At 43.4% G+C, this 18,238-nt stretch carries 17 protein-coding genes and 1 pseudogene; 10 read left to right on the plus strand and 8 right to left on the minus strand.

Annotation, left to right across the window (positions count from 1 at the left end):
• On the plus strand, window positions 1-216 hold a 216-nt coding region (locus BJP37_RS36225; RefSeq protein ID WP_214607752.1), incomplete at its 5' end, for a hypothetical protein.
• Between the two features lie 62 nt (window positions 217-278).
• Here BJP37_RS36225 and BJP37_RS10930 read toward each other — a convergent pair.
• On the minus strand, window positions 279-482 hold the full coding sequence (locus BJP37_RS10930; protein ID WP_075898774.1) for a hypothetical protein: 204 nt from the start codon (window positions 480-482) through the stop codon (window positions 279-281).
• A 198-nt stretch (window positions 483-680) separates the two neighbouring features.
• Between BJP37_RS10930 and BJP37_RS43455 the strand changes: the two genes are divergently transcribed.
• Window positions 681-815, plus strand: a complete 135-nt coding sequence (locus BJP37_RS43455) for a hypothetical protein (protein WP_269086981.1) — start codon at window positions 681-683, stop codon at window positions 813-815.
• Here the strand turns inward: BJP37_RS43455 and BJP37_RS44935 are convergent.
• The 3 genes and pseudogenes from BJP37_RS44935 to BJP37_RS10950 form a co-directional block, all read right to left on the minus strand.
• On the minus strand, window positions 809-1,018 hold the full coding sequence (locus BJP37_RS44935) for a hypothetical protein (RefSeq protein ID WP_075905971.1): 210 nt from the start codon (window positions 1,016-1,018) through the stop codon (window positions 809-811). The genes BJP37_RS43455 and BJP37_RS44935 overlap by 7 nt on opposite strands.
• Before the next feature lie 305 nt (window positions 1,019-1,323).
• Window positions 1,324-3,012: a WD40 repeat domain-containing protein gene (locus BJP37_RS10945; protein WP_075898776.1), complete on the minus strand. Its 1,689-nt coding sequence runs from the start codon at window positions 3,010-3,012 to the stop codon at window positions 1,324-1,326.
• Between the two features lie 46 nt (window positions 3,013-3,058).
• A pseudogene (locus BJP37_RS10950) lies at window positions 3,059-5,220 on the minus strand (nSTAND1 domain-containing NTPase); the annotation flags it as partial.
• A gap of 1,153 nt (window positions 5,221-6,373) precedes the next feature.
• Between BJP37_RS10950 and BJP37_RS10955 the strand changes: the two are divergent.
• The 6 genes from BJP37_RS10955 (at window position 6,374) to BJP37_RS42385 (ending at window position 13,417) form a co-directional block, all read left to right on the plus strand.
• A complete protein-coding gene (locus BJP37_RS10955) occupies window positions 6,374-7,549 on the plus strand; it encodes an RNA-guided endonuclease InsQ/TnpB family protein (protein ID WP_075898778.1) in 1,176 nt (391 codons plus the stop codon).
• 406 nt (window positions 7,550-7,955) lie between these two features.
• Window positions 7,956-8,282 carry a tetratricopeptide repeat protein gene (locus BJP37_RS10960; RefSeq protein WP_081431141.1) on the plus strand — a complete coding sequence of 109 codons (327 nt, stop codon included), beginning with the start codon at window positions 7,956-7,958 and terminating at the stop codon, window positions 8,280-8,282.
• A gap of 27 nt (window positions 8,283-8,309) precedes the next feature.
• Complete coding sequence (locus BJP37_RS36230) at window positions 8,310-8,534, plus strand: hypothetical protein (protein ID WP_143727565.1); 225 nt, start codon at window positions 8,310-8,312, stop codon at window positions 8,532-8,534.
• 265 nt (window positions 8,535-8,799) lie between these two features.
• The gene (locus BJP37_RS10965; protein WP_070391763.1) at window positions 8,800-8,997 is read left to right on the plus strand and encodes a cyclic di-GMP-binding domain-containing protein, MshE-related; all 198 of its coding nucleotides are present in this window, start codon (window positions 8,800-8,802) and stop codon (window positions 8,995-8,997) included.
• Window positions 8,998-9,272: 275 nt separating this feature from the next.
• A complete protein-coding gene (locus BJP37_RS10970) occupies window positions 9,273-9,767 on the plus strand; it encodes an S-layer family protein (protein WP_075898782.1) in 495 nt (164 codons plus the stop codon).
• Between the two features lie 122 nt (window positions 9,768-9,889).
• Entirely contained in the window at window positions 9,890-13,417 is a 3,528-nt protein-coding gene (locus tag BJP37_RS42385) for a two-partner secretion domain-containing protein (protein WP_075898784.1), read from the plus strand.
• A 250-nt stretch (window positions 13,418-13,667) separates the two neighbouring features.
• Here BJP37_RS42385 and BJP37_RS10980 read toward each other — a convergent pair whose 3' ends face one another.
• The 3 genes from BJP37_RS10980 to BJP37_RS38940 form a co-directional block, all read right to left on the minus strand.
• Window positions 13,668-14,480, minus strand: coding sequence for a TIGR03943 family putative permease subunit (locus BJP37_RS10980; RefSeq protein WP_229415268.1), 813 nt, complete (start codon window positions 14,478-14,480; stop codon window positions 13,668-13,670).
• An 89-nt stretch (window positions 14,481-14,569) separates the two neighbouring features.
• A complete protein-coding gene (locus BJP37_RS38930; RefSeq protein ID WP_158069524.1) occupies window positions 14,570-14,722 on the minus strand; it encodes a hypothetical protein in 153 nt (50 codons plus the stop codon).
• 436 nt (window positions 14,723-15,158) lie between these two features.
• Window positions 15,159-15,311, minus strand: a complete 153-nt coding sequence (locus BJP37_RS38940) for a hypothetical protein (RefSeq protein WP_158069524.1) — start codon at window positions 15,309-15,311, stop codon at window positions 15,159-15,161.
• Window positions 15,312-15,348: 37 nt separating this feature from the next.
• On the opposite strand from BJP37_RS38940, the gene BJP37_RS38945 reads away from it, so the two are divergent.
• Window positions 15,349-15,510, plus strand: coding sequence for a hypothetical protein (locus BJP37_RS38945; RefSeq protein ID WP_158069526.1), 162 nt, complete (start codon window positions 15,349-15,351; stop codon window positions 15,508-15,510).
• On the opposite strand, the gene BJP37_RS10990 is transcribed toward BJP37_RS38945, so the two are convergent.
• Entirely contained in the window at window positions 15,503-16,504 is a 1,002-nt protein-coding gene (locus BJP37_RS10990; protein ID WP_075898786.1) for a permease, read from the minus strand. The genes BJP37_RS38945 and BJP37_RS10990 overlap by 8 nt on opposite strands.
• A gap of 269 nt (window positions 16,505-16,773) precedes the next feature.
• Between BJP37_RS10990 and BJP37_RS10995 the strand changes: the two genes are divergently transcribed.
• Window positions 16,774-18,147: a hypothetical protein gene (locus tag BJP37_RS10995; protein ID WP_075898788.1), complete on the plus strand. Its 1,374-nt coding sequence runs from the start codon at window positions 16,774-16,776 to the stop codon at window positions 18,145-18,147.
• Window positions 18,148-18,238: the final 91 nt, after the last annotated feature.

The raw sequence follows: 18,238 nt of genomic DNA on the forward strand, positions 1-18,238 counted from the left end.
TTACGAAACCCGACGATTTGGATGAATGGATGCGTTCACTATCTGTTGCTGATAGCAAATCCGACTCGTAAGTTTAGCTTTGGGTGCGATTGGCCTACGGCCACGCTACGCTCCGGAAGCGTTTCGGCAAAGCCGACGCTACGCGAACGCAAAGCGTGGCCAAAGGCCTCAGCTTCCGCTAAAAGCGATCAGCCCTACAGAAATAGCTACGTTTAGCACACTACTTCTCAACCAAGATCAACTAAGTTAGCGTACGCTTCTTTTTCATGCTGCTCCCGCTAAGTGTTGATGGAAATAATATTAGCTAAAGCCCGCAGTGCATCATTAACTGATTTTTCATCTGGAAACATTTCAGCAACATCGTCATCCAACTTAACAATGTTGCTACTTTCCCTATATCTCTGAGCATATTTACCACGTATGCCTTTGCTGAAATCGTATTGATCTAGCAGATCCTGATCCTGTTGATTATTAATAGTCATTGTTCTCCTCGTATGTCCTTTTCTCTGGTGATGTAACCAAACGAGCACGCTTTAAGCCTGATCGATTACTATTTACTTAAAGTCCGGTTTGCCGGATTATGGTTATTTGGAATTATGGAAGTCATCAAGCTAGGAAAAAAAGGTTAACTCTCTATTCCCAAAGCAATTCTCAAGCGTCTAGGGTTGGAGGGTGAAACTATGCTACTGGTAGAGACTACTGCTGATGGTGGAATTCTACTGCGTCCTGCGGGAGTGTATCCGATTGAGATGTATACAGAGGAACGGATTGAGGAGTTTTTATCAGGCGATCGCTGGCTACAACAGAATCATTGATTTTCAAGGTCTTTTTTGGCTCTAATTTCTTGAATGTCTTGCCAAAAATCAGATCTTGTCACATTTTTTAGAGACTGTTGACGTTCTTGAGTATAATCACCAAAACCCCATCCTAAATCTTGTAAAAAACGAATTGCATCAACTTGCCCTAATTCCTTAACTAAGGCATAATAGGCTTTTTGTTTTAATTCAATTGGTGTCATTTTTGTTATTTCCCGCAATAGCTTAAGTTTAGCGCTCAATCCGCGTTTCATCCATGTCGAGTAATTCCCTTCAAAATTGAAAGAGGCGATCGCTATTGTATACCAATAGTTTTCATAAAGCGATTGACCTTTGGTCACGCTACGCGAACGCATTTATGTACCAACAGTTTTGAGAAAGCGATTGACCTTTGGTCACGCTACGCGAACGCAAATTCTTAGACAATTAGAAAGATGAGCCAATTGCAAAAAACCTAATCGTGGGTTAGTGAGGCTGAAGTGGCTACCAAAACTTTTAACTTTTGTAACTACTTGTTAACATTGTCGCAGAGATGGCGATCGCTTTCCTCAATATTGGGGTTATTCTCCAAATAGTCACGCACCCAATTGCAACCCCGCACCATCAGATCATCGAATGATTCAATCTTCCATAACCTCACTATTTGATCGTTGTCAACCATAGCCAGTTGCTTACCATCGCGGCTAAAATTGAGATCCAAGACCCGATATTTTTCCTGTGCGTTGAATTCTGCCACCTGCTCCTTGGTCTCTACATCCCATAACTTAGCGATACGATCTAATCCAGCAGTTGCAAGTAATTTGCCATCAGGACTAAAACGGACATCCATTGCCCCGTTTGCATATCCTTTGAATTTGGCTAACTCATTGTAATCTGAGTCCCACAAACAGACGTTGCCATCTGTGGCAGAAGTAGCCACCAACTTTCTATTAGGGCTAGAAATTACCTGATCGATTATACGAGAGTGACATCCCGAGAATAAAGTAGTGTCTAAGCTGTCTAAACTAACTTCATCACTCGAGTAGGATACTTTAGGAGTATCACTCGGATCAGTAACTTCATTAGCTTTAAAGTCCCAAATACGGATGATGCCATCTCTACCTGCGGTAATCAACTGCTGACCATCAGGGCTGAAAACCGCTATTTCTATCCAAGTGTGATTGGTTTCGATTGTAATATCAGAAGGCTCAGACGGGTTATCTAAAACTAATGTGTTTTTATAAGAAGAAGGAAACCTTTTATGTTCTGGAAAAGTGGCGGTCTTACCATCACTGCTATAAATTTTATCTAGCATCGAGAATTGCGGTTCTCCTTTAAATTGGTTTTCGGATATTTGTTCACCCAATAAGTTCCACCAGCTAACACGATCAGAGCCGTCCTTACTAGCCAGTTGCTCGCCATCCTTGCTAAAGCTAACCTCCCACGCCCAGCCTCTAAGACCTTGGTTTAGCTCAACCTGCTGTTGAGTTTCTAAGTCCCATAAACCCAAGGTAACAATGCTATCTGCTCCCATACCTCCATCAGAATCCACACTGGCAGTAATGGTAGCCAGTGAACTGACATCAGGGTTAAAACTGACACTTAGAACCCAGCCTTCAGGCCCTTGGAAACAATCATGATTCAGAAGTTTGCCTGACCTGTCCCACAAGCAGATCAATCCTGTAGTGTCAACGCTAGCGATTCTGCTGTGATCGGGGCTAATACCAAGACCGATGACTGTGCCTTGATGTTTTTCCAGGCGATTCCGTTCTCTTACTCCATAAGCCACCTTGTGCAGTGTTTTTGTAACTTGTATTTTTAGCTTAGGGTCTGGCTTGAATAAAGATAAGTATCCCGGCCAATCTTTAAGAGATTTCGCTGCCCGTAAACTGGCAAGCGAAGCTTCTAAATGTGGTAAGTTTCCTTCAGCGGCTTGCCGATCAGCCTTAATTTGACCGATCAGGGCATCTCTCTGACCAATTAAGGAGAATACTAAACCTGTACCTAATCCCAGCATAACTGCGATCGCAACACCCCAATTCCGACGAGTATTAAAGTTTTTTCGCTTGACGCTACGCTCTACAAACTCAGCTTCTACTTGGTTCAGCCAGTTGTCCTCAGAATTGAGTACCTTTTTCAACAAATCAAGACGAGGGTTAGCATGCCAAAGAAACTTTGCCTGTTGCTGGCTTTTCCACTCCTGGGCTGCAGGAGTCAACCGCCGTTGTAGAAGTAAATTTTCCTCCTCTAAANTCAGAATTGAGTACCTTTTTCAACAAATCAAGACGAGGGTTAGCATGCCAAAGAAACTTTGCCTGTTGCTGGCTGTTCCACTCCACCGCCGCAGGAGTCAACCGCCGTTGTAGAAGTAAATTTTCCTCCTCTTTTTGTTTCCACTCCAGCAGCTTTTGCCAACCCCGTACTAAAGCATCATGGGCTGGTTCTACATAAAGATTCCGTACAGTATCTTCTCCTTTCACCAATAACCTTGCATTGGTAAAGCGCTCAATTACTTCCTTCACTAAACCATTTTTCTCTCCCGGATATTCTAGTTCCGATAAAAGTACGCGCCTACGGGCTAACTCACCCCCAGTCAGGGCGACCATCCGCAGCATTACATGACGGATCACTTGGTCATAAGCAGGGTTTTCATTAACTAGCGCCTGATATTCAAGATCTGCTCTTTGAGTTAGCGATCGCATTACTCCCCCCAATTCAATATAATCGGCTTGAGTCAAGGCCCGGTCAATAGTGATTCCTCTATATTGTGCCTCCCGTTGTCGTTTTAAATACTTCAGATAAAGTTCGCTCAAGGCAAAAGAAAGCAGGGGCAATGCTCCGGGCATATCCGCCACTTCATTAATCAATTCTTCTACAAGTTCGTGGGGTTGAAAATACATTACCCGTATTTCTGCGGGTTTCTCAATCGCTTCCTTGAGTTCCCCTCGTGTCATCCCTGGTACAATAAATCGTCTGCTGTGCCAACCCTTTTGAAGCACAGTTTGTCCCACATTATAGTCTGTGGGAACAAACTTTAAGCCAGCATCCCTGACTTGGGCTTCAAAGTCAGAACGTAGGGTTAATACTACCCGTAATTTATCCCGATGGCCATTTATGGCTGTGAGTATCTGTTGGAAAAATTCCTTACGCTCATCTAAGTTTTGACAGAGTGTAATAATTTCTTCGCTTTGGTCAATAAACAGTAATAACTTAGAATTGGGGTTATCTTTCGCCCAAACATTAATGCTATCAGCCAGGTTCTGCTCGGGGTTTTGGGCTGCTACCTCTGGTAATTGGGTATTTTTTAAAGCATTATTTAAAGCTGGCAAGGGCGTCTCACCAGGACGGATGGGTGGCAAAATACACCATTTCTCGGTATTATCTTGCCGTAGTTTGGGAATTAATCCGGCCTTGACCAAGCTAGATTTACCGGAACCGGAAGCACCCAACACCACTGTTAGGGGATTAGCTTTGACAAAATCTTCTAACTTTTCTACTAGTAATGTTCTACCGAAAAACAGTGAACTGTGTTTCTCGTCAAAGGACTTTAAACCCCGATAGGGATTTTGTGACTCATCCAATGGTGGTGCTGGTGGTAAATTAAGTTCATGTCCCGGAGAAAGAAAGATATATTCTCCCTTATCGTGCTTATTTAAACACCAAATACCAGGGGTTTGTCGTATCCGGCATTTTTCTGTGGGTATTTCGACTCGATCCCGTAAATACAAATATAATTCGGTGGCTGTAATTACCCCATCTCCAGCGGGTTTGCCATTCGTAGCTGGAGGATAGATATCTGCTGCACCTTCGAGGGCTTCTAATAATGCCGCCGCAAAAGGGGAATGATTGCCGACTTGACCGCGTTCGCTATCTAAATAAAAGTTATCGAGGGCTTTTTGGTCCGAGGCTGAGGAAGTAATAATTTGCCAGGCTGGGTCAGTAATAAAACGGTCATAACGCTCTTGGTGAATAACTTCTGGCGAGGTTAATAAATCCCTCGTATTCGACCATTTAAAAGCACCAGCAAAACAGCAGTCGAGGATACCCAAGAAATGACGACAGGGTAATTGACTTAAAGCATCGTGTAACTTGGTCATGGGCAGATAACTATTAGTATCCCCCAGTAAAGCATCTTGAGGAATTAAGTAACCCGCCGGGCCATCATCCCCATTGAGAGCGACTCCATGACCAGCAAAGTAAAATAATAAGCGGTCATTTTTAGTGACTTGTTCTGGTAAAGTATGAAATAAAAATTTGTGGAAGTTAGACAGAGTTGCTACTTCGTCTAGGCATACCCAGACTTGGTAATCATGCTTGGTGCGGAGAATTTCTACTAGTTTTTTGGGTTTACGGCGGTATTCAGGGGGGAAATGCCGTTTGTGTAGTTATTGATGCCAATGATCAAGGCGAGATTGCGGGAGAACATATAGCAGTTGGCGATTTTATTAAGTGCCAAATTATAGGTTTTTATTCAACAGGAATAACCCCTTATTAAGGGGCAAATATGTTTCAAAATTTGTAAGCATTTAGCTAAGGCACTACCTGCTAAATGCTGAGGGCTAATAGCCGATTTTTAAGTATCTATACACTTATCTGGCTAACCACCAAGAATTATGCAGCAAATTTTCAATACCAGACCAGGTGGCTCTCCCACAGGACTTACCCACGAACACTCTTAAGTCCCCATCTTCCCGCTATCGCCACACTCTTGCCCCTGTTCCCTAGGCAACATTTCTGCCAATTACCAATTACCAGGCTTCATTGATAAATTGAACAAAATTGTTGGCTTCTCTAGGGCTAATACTAACAAAAATAACTAGATAAATAATTAGCATTAGGCTTAATGTGTTGAACTCTTTCATTTCTATTTTCCTCAGATTAGTTAGTAATTAACTTAGTGATTGACTTAGTGATTGAAGGGATCCTCGTAAGGATTAGTAAGTATTCAGCTATCAACAGCTGATAGCTGGCAAGGGTAGCTTTTCAACTAGCCCGTTAGACTTAGGCTCAATCCTGACATTGCTGTCGTTGATAAATCTCCAATTAACAAGCTTGAATCAACTTCCTCTAGTTTCGTCCCTTTTTCAGGTTTTGACGGTACCCTTGTGGGTACTCTTCATGCTGGAACGATTAGCTTTTGGACTGTAATTACTTAAAATCCCCATTTCTACCCAAAGCTGAATAATCAGGTACACTGGATTTTTTACCGATTCCCGATTCCCAATTCCCGATTCCCAATTCCCGATTCCCGAACCCAATTGAGAACTGTTATATTGGGTGGCATGGGTCCTTACAGCATTGAACTTGCTATCTGTCTAGCTTATAACTCCCTTGGATTGTGCGGTCGTTTTCTTTTCTTTGTTATTCTTATTACTTTTTTCTCTGTTCACCGAGAAAAGGGGGTTCGGGGGATGAGAAGCTCTTGCCTTTAGGTATAGGAAGGGATAATCCCCCAGAGCCAACCGTTCGCGCAGCGTGACCTTTGGTCAAGGGTTCAATACCCTTGAGGTTGGCGGCGAGATCTTCGGGAATATCCAGAATCTTGGTGTAGAATAAAATATATAGTCACCTTTGAAGTGATGGAGATGGTAAACACAGTATTAACAATAGTTTGCAAGATTCAACCGACCCCTGAACAAGCCGATAAAATTGAGGCGACACTCGAAGGGTTTGCGGATGCTTGTACCTATACCAATAATGCTGTTAAGCCGTCCATAACCAGTAAAAACGCCATACAAGCTCAGGTTTATCAATACATTAGAGAAACCTATGACTTAAGCGCCAATTTAGCAGTAAGAGTTTGTGGACGTGTGGCTGCAAACAGAAAAACTGCTAAACACAAAAACAAGCCTGTATCAAAATTCAGTCCCACTAGTGCTGATTATGATTCAAGGATTTTTAGCTACAGGGAAAAAGAGCAAACTGTTAGCTTAACTTTAGTGGGTGGTAGAGAGAGATTCCTTTTGGAGATTGGGAATTATCAAATTGGCAAACTCAAAGGGAGAAAACCTACATCGGCTCAGTTATGCAAGCATCGTGATGGTCAATATTACATCCATATTCAAATAAAAAATAAGGCTCCTAAACCCCAAAAAACGAAAAAAGTAATTGGGGTAGACTTAGGTCGCACAGATATTGCTGTTACCAGCGAAAACCACAGTTTTTCTGGTAAGCAGGTAAACGAGATTAGAGACAAATTTGCTAGGGTCAGGAAACAAATTCAGCACAAAGCCTCGAAGGGCACAAGAAGTAGTAGGCGCAAATGTCGCCAACTTCAGAAACGGCTATCAGGTAAAGAAAGACGTTTTCAGACTTGGGTCAACCACAATGTAAGTAAGGCCATCGTAGAATCGGCAAAATCTCAAGGGGCAGTGATTGCCTTGGAGGATTTGACAGGTATCAGGGAAAGAACAAACCTCCAGCCAAGATCTAAAACTGAAAAAAGAAGATCCAACAATTGGGCATTCTATCAACTTCGCGAATTTATACAATATAAGGCTTTAGAGGCTGGAGTAAAAGTTATCTTTGTTAATCCTCGTTATACTTCCCAGACATGCCATCAATGCCTACACATCCATCCAATTAAGGGTAAATCTTACAGGTCTCGAAAGCGCTACAAATGTGGTGCCTGTGGATGGAATGGGGATGCTGACTTTAACGGTTCTATGATGATTAAATTATTGGGGCAGAGCGTAACCCTGCCCGGAGGTTCGTACTTATCCTGTTCTCTAACAGATATTGTACAGGGCTACTAAAAGCCCCTGGCATAAGTGCCGTGGGGATTGGTTACTCTACCCTGATAGTATGTCGTATTGGTCGTTAATTGTAATAGAGGTTATTACCTCTATTGTTATTCACGTGTTATTCAGAGCTGATTGACTGACAAAACTCCTACAAACTATGGTGTCGCTGCTATCCCGCTAGGGATAAAGGGTTGGAGTCGGTTGAAACCGACCTTAGCTATGAGCTGTGGACTTAAATCTATGGCGGGTTTGATAGCAAAGCCCAAGATTTTTCAGTAAACCAGTATTCAAAGACAGACTACGCCAGACTCAAACCTCATCTTTATATGCCCAAAAGCCGGGATTTTGGGGATTGGTCAATAACATCTAAATCGGTAGCTCCTGAGTAGTTTGTAGCTACCTACTAATTGAAGTAGCAATGGATAAGCCAATGGGAATTTTTAAGCCACGTCAGCAGCCAAAAGAAACCAATGCTCAAAGTGCTAATTTTTACTACTTTAGAGGAATTAGCCATGTACTGGTGGGCAGATTTCAAGCAGCCATTCTGGAATTGAATGAAGCGATTGAGATTGACCCCAACCATGCTGCTGCCTATGACAACCGTGGGATGTGCCTTCGAGAATTAGGTAAGCATCAAGAAGCCCTAGCAAATTTTCAAAAATCAGCAGAAATTTATCAAAAAAAGGGTAAAACGGAAGATTATCACAAGATAATAGCCAAAATTCACGACCTTCACTTACGGTGATCAACTCAAGCCTGTGTAGTAGACCTCTTGCAAAAGTATTTTTCTGATAGTGTTTACGTAAATTCTTGTCCACTGTTCCCTGTTCCCTGTTCCCTGTTCCCGACTTCTGCAAGAAGTCTAGTGAATGGTATAGGGCTAGGGGCAATGGCATTGGCAAGAGGCAAGAGGCAAAAGTTAACTACAGGTGCGCTTTCCGGTTCAGGACTGACACAAAACTGGGCACTAAACGCTACAAGTAGTAGGTTACTTTAATAACGCACCATACAGATAGGGTCACTACAGAATTACTGAATTGTTACTCTTGCCTTTTTCATAAATTTTTACAAAGCGCCTGATTAAGTAATGGGTTGTTCAAAGACTATGCAGGATTGGCGAGGCTAGCCAAGGGCATCTATTGATTAACTCATTTAACAATCATTTGTCAAATGTTATTGGTCTTTTTTGATTTTTCCAAAGTTAATTGGAAATTGAATAATGACCAATGTTCGATTATTAATTGATACAAAAGCACCCAGTCATGCAACTTGGTAAAATTCTAGTCCGTAAACGACTTATTTCTCATATTCAACTCAATACAGCCCTTGAAATTCAGTCTTTAACTGGTATCAAATTAGGAGAAATTTTGGTAACTAAAGAATTGATTGAATCTCAGGATTTGGAGCAAGCACTGTTGGAACAATATTGGCGTAAAAAGGGTTTTTGGGTGATTGATTAGTCCCCCTGGGCATAATTAAAAATTAAAAATTAAAAATTCTTCTGGTTTTTGATAGCTTGGAATGGGATATTGGGATTGGGTGCATCTCAATGTATGAAATTAGGCAGAAATTCTAATAAAACTCCCAAACTCCTCACACTAGCTACACTCTCTTAATTGCCTTTCCCCCAACTGGTCCTGATGGTAGCGATATCATTGCCAAAGCTCAACAGGGAAAAGGTGGTGAAATCACCATTGATGCCGAAGATGTCCGTCTGATTGAGGAGCGTCAAGCGGTGGACAAAAATCGCACTAATGATATCGATGCTAGTTCTGAGTCTGGTCCAGGAATAGTTACCATCAAAACGGGCAATCTTGACCCCTCTCGGGGATTAGATCAACTACCAATTAATTTAACTGACCCATCATCACTCATTGTTGCTAGCTGTCCGAGAAGTGGGAAAATCTCAGTCGATGAACTTGGTGAATTTATTGTTACTGGACGCGGTGGCATTCCGCCCAGTCCCCTCGACCCGATTATCGGTCGAACCATTATTGCTGATTGGGTGACTCTAGATAATGAAACCGTTACTGAAATTGATAACAATGACAGTAACCCTCCCTCCACCGAACAGAATTCTGTGCCACAGAAGTCTCAGCGCAAAAGGATTGTAGAAGCTCAAGGCTGGATGACCGGTCCCGATGGTACGATCATTCTCACCTCTTTCCCTACCGATACCACTAGCCCACCCAAGCCTTGGTATCACTATTTCTCTTGCCGGGATTTATAGGGAACGGGAATCGGGAATCGGGAATCGGGAATCGGGAATAAGCAAGAACTGATAGAATTACCCTAACGCGATGCGACCTAGGAGCCGCTAAAAGCGAACGCAAAAAATAACTTGAACTGAATATGGGTGCAGGAAAGCGATTGCTCACCCTGACCGGAGGCTGGGCTACAGCAATGTCGCTCACTCTGGGTGGGGTAACTGTAGGTATTTCGGGAAACTGTCTTTTGGCCGACTATGCCTTGGCTGACATAGTTCCGGATCAGACATTGGGTGCAGAAGGGTCTGTGGTGATACCTAATACCACTGTCCGAGGAGAAATAGCCGATAAGATCGAAGGTGGCGCAACACGAGGGGCTAACCTATTTCACAGTTTCCAGGAATTTAATGTTGGGGAACTGCAACGGGTTTATTTTGCTAATCCTTCTGGGATCGAAAATATTCTAACACGGGTAACCGGTGGGAATCTATCCAATATTCTAGGCACTTTGGGAGTAGATGGTGCAGCAAATCTGTTTTTGCTCAATCCCAATGGTATGGTATTTGGACCGAACGCCAGATTAGATGTAGCTGGTTCGTTTTTTGCGTCTACTGCCAATAGTCTGGTATTTGGTGATGGGGTCGAGTTTAGTGCCACATCTCCACAAGCCCCACCACTGTTAACGATTAATATTACTCCAGGATTGCAGTATGGGAAATATGACCCGAGGACAACAATTACAAATGCTGGGAATTTAGCTGCTGGAAAAGACTTGACCCTAGCCGCTGGCAATCTGGATTTACAGGGTCAACTGGATGCTGGTCGGAATTTGACTCTGTTGGCAGAAGATACAGTCAACATCACCGATAGTGTAGCGCAACCCTTTGTGGCCAATGCCGGTGGTTTGCTGGTAATCCAGGGTAATCAGTCAATTACTATTGCAGCAAAGAACCATGTCCTAAGTGGTTTATTTGCTGGTTCCGATTTACGGTTGCGATCGCATAATCCGATCACAGGAGATACTAACTATACCGTTGGCGGAAATATCACCATTGAGCAGTTGGATGGTAACCCAGGGAATTTCATCAGTCCCAATGATCCGATAATTCTGGCCAATGGGGATGTCAGTTTAGGAAACTATACCGGAGCATCACTGCATATTTTGGCAGGAGGGAGTGTTAGAGTTGGTGACATCGAAATTAACTCTACCGATACCGGAGATAATACGATTAGCCCTGATAACTCCAATCCGTTCTTAGCGAGTCTGGCTAATGTGACCTTGTCGGACGAAGCAGCAACGTCTGTAGTAATAGATGGCAGTAACCAACCTACCTTAGATATCCGGGCTGGTATAGATTGGACATTACTCGGCGGTTTTCCAGGAAATACCGATAGTGGTAACCTTGTCCCTAATTTTGGCAGTGCTGCTACTAGTGCAAATATCGAAATTGGCAAGATTGAGATTAAAGCACCGAATGGACTGGTATTGTTAACCAATCAGTATCAAGCTAACCCATCGTTAGTAAGTGACACCCTGAAAATTAGTAAGCTTCTGACTGGTGACGGTACCGTAGCCAAAGTAGTCAATAATAAGCTTGAGGTAGATCAGAGTAACAAGAGGTTTTCAGGGAATGGTGGCTCGGTCTATATTGATTATCGCGGGGGGATTGATATAAGCGATCGCATTGATGCTTCTTCCGCTTCTGGGCAAGCAGGGGATATTACCTTAATTACAAATGGTCAAATATCCCTTGACAAAAGTTTCATTATTAGCAACACCTTTGGCAACAAAAAGGGTGGGGATATTACTATCGATACTGGCTCCCTCTATGCCAAAAATGGTGCTCAGATCGAAACGAGTACGTTTGGTCAAGCAGATGCCGGGAAAATTACCATTGTTGCTGATGAGACAGTGACCTTTGAGCGATTCGTAAACAAATCACCAAATAATAAGAATATATCTAATCGAGCAACCGGTCCAGTCAATATTATCAGAGAAGGGGCTAGGGGTAACAGTGGTGGTATTTTTATTACCACAGGTTCCTTGTTTCTAATTGATGGCGCTCAACTGCAAGTCAGAGTTGGAGATCGACAGACTAAGGGGCAGAAGTCAGTGGGTAACTCGGGGGATATTAAAATTGTTGCCCGTGATCAAGTTTCCTTTCGCACCAAGAATGAAGATAGTAGTGGTACTGCTATAACTAGTATCGAGAACAAAGGTGAAGGTAAAGCTGGCAACATCAGGATCGAGGCTAGGTCGGTTTCGTTAACTAATGGTTCGCTCCAATCCAACACTCAAGGGCAAGGGAATGCCGGTTCGGTAACGATTATTGCTACAGAAACAGTCACCTTCGACAGAGGCCCTAACTCTATCCTAAGTAGGGTTAACAAAGAGGGAAATGGCAATGGCGGCAAGGTCTTGATAGAAACTGGGTCACTTTTCCTGACCAATGGTGGTGCCATTATGTCTCAGACAGAAGGGAAAGGAGATGGGGGTAACGTCAAAATTATTGCGGATCAGGTCATCTTTGATGAGGTAAGGATGAAAGATGGCAAGCTTTGCAAGGTTCCTATATGTCCTAGTGGTGTATTTAGTCGTGTGTTAGAAACAGGAATGGGCAACGGTGGTGAGATTAAAATTAACGCTAACTCCATGGCTGTGACTAATGGTGCGAAGCTAGATGCTAGCACGAACGGCAATGGTAAGGGTGGACCTATAGAGTTAACCACTAATACACTAACTGTTAATGATGGAGTCATTTCCAGCGCTGCAGGAGATCAAGCAACTGGTCAAGCCGGTAGGATCACAATCGATACTATTGATTCCTTGAAGGTTGAGGATGGAGGGATAATAACAGTCAGAAGTGAGGAAGGGCTAGCAGGCAATCTGAAAATTAAAGCTAATTCCTTGTTGCTTAACAAGGGAAAACTTTTAGCTCAAACTAAACTTAGTAGAAGCGAAGATGGAGCGAATATCACACTAAACATATCAGACCTAATACAGATCAAAAATGAAAGTCTGATCTCCGCACAGGCTTCCGGTGTAAAAGCTACCGGAGGTAACATCACGATTAATAATAATCCATTCTTGATTGCTTTTCCCGCAACTAGTCCTAATGGTAGCGATATCATTGCTAAAGCTCCCATGGGTCAAGGGGGTAATATAATTATCAATGCCTTCAGCATCTTTGGTGATATTCAAGAGCGCCCAGCTTTACCAGATAATGGCACCAATGATATAGATGCGACTGGTAGCACAGACGGTGATGTAAGTCTCAACACTACCAATGACTTCCTGGAGCGCGAACCAAACAGCTTACCCACTGAACCAGGCAATGATCAACTTTACCAGCGCTGTCAACCGGGTAATAGCACTGGCAGTAGGTTGATCAATACTGGACGTGGAGGATTACCCCCTCGCCCAGGTGAAATCAGCAGCAATAGCCCTTGGGAAGACCTACGCCGCCCCTCTGCCCGTGGACGGTATCGCTCCCGTACGGCATTTGTGAATCCCCCCATTAAGCCCCCCACTACCCCTAAGCGAAAACGGATTATAGAAGCTCAAGGCATCATGATTGATGCTGAAGGCAATATCTTTCTGACCGCTAATCCAACAACTACCGTGACACCGGATGGGTCTTGGCGGCTCTCTGGAAAGTGTGGGCAAAGGTAGTGGGGAGATGGGGAGATGGGGAGATCGGGGGCGTTGCTGATTCTGGGTATGGTTTCGCCCCCCTAGCCCCCCAATTTTGGGGGGAACAAAACTCTTAAAGTCCCCCAGAATTGGGTGATTTAGGGGGCTTTAATCAAACCAGATTATCGCGCATTCATTCCTTAATTCAGCAATGCCAGATGGTGAGAATTTAGGTAAATTTTAAATTCAATGTTCACAAATCCGATTCCCGATTCCCGACTCCCGATCCCTAATAATAATAAGGATTTTCCGGTTCAGGAATTTTCTTAATCCCACTAGCTTCAATCACCAGCTGGCGTTTATCATCCAGGGTTTCAGTAATCATGTTACCTTCAACCTCTATCCAAGTATCAGACGGATAATCATTACGGTTTTCAGTTAGCTTTACGGGCAAACCTAAAGGATAAGCGTCAGCAGCACAACAGGTAATCACAAACCGGGAAATTAAGAGATGGTCTGGAGGGAGATTAGGAGGAATGACTACAAAACCATCGACTTTTACCTTTTGACCGGTATAGGCATCGGGTTCAGGATAAACATTCAAAAGCTTGATCCATTCAATTAGGGTGCGCTTCTCAGGATTGCTAGCACTGCGAAAGGATTGCGGTTGCGATCGCGTTATGGTGGGGGAGTCGGCTATACCCCGGTGTAGGGCGGTTTGGCTAGTAAATGCTTTGGGTGTCACGATTAAACCAACCATTGCCGTAGCGATTAGGAAGCCACTACTCCAACTAGGGGGAAATAAGGTTGTATGTTGAACAGCTGGCCTAGTTACTCCCTTACCTAATCGGTGTTGACGCTCTAACTTCAGCAGTTGGGATAACCTCAACCCGGATATTAACAATAAAATTATACCAGTGATAACTACCAAGCTAAAGTAATTGGGATGAATTAACAAACTTAACTCACCAGTTAGCCAGGATTTCAACAATAAAACTCCCCATAACGCTAAAGCAATTACTTCTAAAAGAGGGATTGACCAGTTTCTTCTGTAAGAACTTTTTCTGGACAAACGTCCTGAATGGTTAGATGGATTCATCATTAACAAGCTAATGGATTTTAGGAAGATTTAAAATTTCCTCTAGGGAGTCGGAAATTTATAATTAATAATTTATAATTAATAATTTATAATTAATAATTTAGAGTCGGGAGTCGGGATTCGGGAGTCGGGATTCGGGAGTCGGGAGTCGGGGTTAAGAGTTTGAGGCGGGGGCGGGGGAATACATTTTGGGAAACGTTTATTACTGGATTCAACACTTCTTTTAAAATAAAATTACTCGTCACCATTAATCCTTAATAATTCATCCTTAATAATTAACATTTGCTAATCAGGTACACAGGATTTTTCCCGATTCCCGATTCCCGATTCCCGATTCCCGATTCCCGATTCCCGATTCCCGATTCCCGATTCCCGATTCCCGATTCCCGATTCCCGATTCCCGATTCCCGATTCACGATTCCCGATTCCCGATTCCCGATTCCCGATTCCCGATTCCCGATTCCCGATTCCCGATTCCCGATTCCCGATTCCCGATTCCCGATTCCCGATTCCCGATTCCCGATTCCCGATTCCCGATTCCCGATTCCCGATTCCCGATTCCCGATTCCCGATTCCCGATTCCCGATTCCCGATTCCCGATTCCCGATTCCCGATTCCCGATTCCCGATTCCCGATTCCCGATTCCCGATTCCCGATTCCCGATTCCCGATNAATTTATAATTAATAATTTAGAGTCGGGAGTCGGGATTCGGGAGTCGGGATTCGGGAGTCGGGAGTCGGGGTTAAGAGTTTGAGGCGGGGGCGGGGGAATACATTTTGGGAAACGTTTATTACTGGATTCAACACTTCTTTTAAAATAAAATTACTCGTCACCATTAATCCTTAATAATTCATCCTTAATAATTAACATTTGCTAATCAGGTACACAGGATTTTTCCCGATTCCCGATTCCCGATTCCCGATTCCCGATTCCCGATTCCCGATTCCCGATTCCCGATTCCCGATTCCCGATTCCCAATTCCCTACTCCCTACTCCCAATTCCCTACTCCCTACTCCCTACTCCCTAACTAACATACAAATTAATAAACAAAGTTAATAAAAATGTTAATTGCCCTGCTATTAGAAATAGGTAAATGATTGACTTGGTTTTAAATACAGATAACAGTAAACCGATGGCTTTGATGTCAATCATTGGTCCGAAGATTAGAAATGCTAACAACGAGCCACTGGTGAAGGTTGAGGCAAAGGCGAGGGCAAAAAATGCATCGACGGTGGAACAGATGGATACTACAGCGGCCAATAGCATCATGGCCAAAATAGACATCACTGGTCCTTGACCGAGGCTAATGATAATATCACGGGGGATAACGACTTGAATGATGGCTGCGATCGCACTACCTAAAACTAGGATTGAGCCTAGCTCCCGAAACTCTTGTATAGCATTTTCGACAAAGAGCTGTAGTCGATCAGATAAGGGTTTAGTATTTATGTTCTGGCTAACGGGTGTGTTTAAGACATTAGCGTCTAAGGGCAAAGGTGTACCAGATTGACCGAGTAAATATGAGCCTGATTGTAGTAATGCTGGCTTATCCTCAGCAAATTTCCTTGGTCTAGAGCGAAACACTGCTCGTTGCAGTAGGGGGCCTAAGTCTTTCTGAGTACTGAAGACACAGCCGATAAAGATGGAAATACTTAAGGAAAATAAAATTCGCAATACCCAGATTTCCGGCTGGTCTCGAAAGGCTACCCAAGTTGACCAAATTACTACAGGATTGATGGTTGGGGCTGCGAGCAAAAACCCAATTGCTACTGGTGCTGGTGCTCCCTGGCTCAGCAACCGCCTAGCCACTGGCACATTACCACACTCACACACTGGGAACAAAAAGCCGACACAACTACCAAAGACTGCTCCTAGAAAGGGGTGGCGAGGCATACTAGCAATTAGCTTGCGCTCATCCACAAAAAACAGCAATAAGCTGGAGAGAATCACCCCCAGTAGCAAAAAAGGTGTTGCTTCAACCAACAAACTCAAGAATAGGGTGAAGGCGTTGTTGAGCTGATTCATGCATTTTCCTGTTTATGCTTGAGCAACCTAATATGCAAGACAAAAATCAAAGGTCAAAAGTCAAACACTAGTCTGAGCTAAGGCTTTTGGATACCAGCGATAGGTAATTTAATCGGGAATACCTTACCTGATACCAGATGATTCTTTTCTTTTCTAGCATAGAGGCTAGCTGTTTCCCCGTAGGATGGCGCATAGCTACACTTCGTGAGAACTTTTGGAATAGTTAAGAGTTTTACTATCTGTATACCAACCTTTAGAATGGTAAGCCAATGTCTGACCTAAATAAAATAGTATACCCTAATCTTGACCTATTCCTCTACGATCTACGGGAAGGTCTAGGGCAAGACCCGGAAATTATTGATCACAACCGTGAACGATTCTGGCAAAGAATCTATGGTCATCCCGAGGGTGATGAATCAGACCTGATCCTAGAGCCCACCTTACTGGCTAAGCTCAAACAGGCAGAGCGCTCAGAATCTAGGTTGGTGGAACTATTGGGTGCTGATGTGGTCAAGCATTTCGAGCGTCCTTTGGAAGGTTACTACTACCCTATCCAAATTGGTAACACTTACGCCCTTCAGGTCAACTGTTCCGGAGTTTATGCTGATGGTATCAGACAATCCAACCATTCACCCCAACCCATTACAAATATTAAGAACATCCAAGGGGAAATTCTTGCCCACATCAATCACCAACCTGGAGCAATTGGTCAAACTTGGATCATGTGGGGTCAACTGTGTGACCGTGATCAAGACCCGACACAAATTGCCCTAGAATGCTACAAACAACTGGTGTCTCAACCCGACTGGTCAAGAGACTTTCAAGCCCAAGGCAAATTGCTAGGGGGGACTTTATTTGAATTTTGGCGTCCTCCCGCCGATTGGTCAGAGCCAGAAGCGATCAAAAACAACCATCATTTGTTAATCTGGTTGTTTCCGAAAAAGCCATCTATTGATTCTGTCATCGACACCATTACTGGTATTTACCTAGACTTAATTTACCTATTGTATTATCGTAACAAAATTCTTTGGGCTTATGGTGAAATTAACAAACCTCTAGCAGAACTGAAAGCTGATCTAGTCTCAGTTAAAACTAGTATTGCCCAAATCAGTATGTTACCCCAAAATACAGTAAAGTTACGGGAAATACTCAGCAATAATCTCAACCTATTGTCTCGTTATGCTACTAATTTAGGCATTCTCGATTCCCAAGCCCAAACCATTAAAACCAATATCGAAGATTACCAACAACGATTAACTAAATTAAAACAGGTTTATCAACGGGGTGATTGGCACATTCTGGGAGAGTTTAGGGATTTAGCAGCTAGCCAATATCTCCAACAAGTGGAGATGGAGCATGGCAGATTTAAGTCTGGTTTAACCTTACTCGAAAATCTGATTCGGACAGTAGATGGCATGACCCAAACTTACCAAACCCAGAGCAATCGCAGCTTACACCAAAGCATTGCTCTAGCTGGCGTGGGAGTAGCAACTAGTAGCATTACCGCTACTGTCCTAGTTAAACAACAACCCCCTGATAATAATACTATCTTTGTCTTGACACCAGCTTTCGCCTGGAGTATTCTCACTGGTGCGATCGCTACTCTGGTAATGTGGATAATTTTACGCTTATTTCGTCGTTGAGGGAACAGGGAACAGGGAACAGGGAACAGGGAGAGAGGGAAGTGTGGGGAGATGGGGAGATGGGGAGATGGGGAGATGGGGAGATGGGGAG

The organism is Moorena bouillonii PNG (genome assembly GCF_001942495.1).
Classification (GTDB): Bacteria; Cyanobacteriota; Cyanobacteriia; order Cyanobacteriales; family Coleofasciculaceae; genus Moorena; species Moorena bouillonii.

What these genes read in the sequence shown, in the direction of transcription:
- BJP37_RS10930 (WP_075898774.1), bottom strand. Translation starts at nt 482, where the DNA reads ATGACTATTAATAATCAACAGGATCAGGATCTGCTAGATCAATACGAT.
- BJP37_RS43455 (WP_269086981.1), top strand. Translation starts at nt 681, where the DNA reads ATGCTACTGGTAGAGACTACTGCTGATGGTGGAATTCTACTGCGTCCT.
- BJP37_RS44935 (WP_075905971.1), bottom strand. Translation starts at nt 1,018, where the DNA reads ATGACACCAATTGAATTAAAACAAAAAGCCTATTATGCCTTAGTTAAG.
- BJP37_RS10955 (WP_075898778.1), top strand. Translation starts at nt 6,374, where the DNA reads ATGGAGATGGTAAACACAGTATTAACAATAGTTTGCAAGATTCAACCG.
- BJP37_RS10960 (WP_081431141.1), top strand. Translation starts at nt 7,956, where the DNA reads ATGGATAAGCCAATGGGAATTTTTAAGCCACGTCAGCAGCCAAAAGAA.
- BJP37_RS10965 (WP_070391763.1), top strand. Translation starts at nt 8,800, where the DNA reads ATGCAACTTGGTAAAATTCTAGTCCGTAAACGACTTATTTCTCATATT.
- BJP37_RS42385 (WP_075898784.1), top strand. Translation starts at nt 9,890, where the DNA reads ATGGGTGCAGGAAAGCGATTGCTCACCCTGACCGGAGGCTGGGCTACA.
- BJP37_RS10980 (WP_229415268.1), bottom strand. Translation starts at nt 14,480, where the DNA reads ATGATGAATCCATCTAACCATTCAGGACGTTTGTCCAGAAAAAGTTCT.
- BJP37_RS10990 (WP_075898786.1), bottom strand. Translation starts at nt 16,504, where the DNA reads ATGAATCAGCTCAACAACGCCTTCACCCTATTCTTGAGTTTGTTGGTT.
- BJP37_RS10995 (WP_075898788.1), top strand. Translation starts at nt 16,774, where the DNA reads ATGTCTGACCTAAATAAAATAGTATACCCTAATCTTGACCTATTCCTC.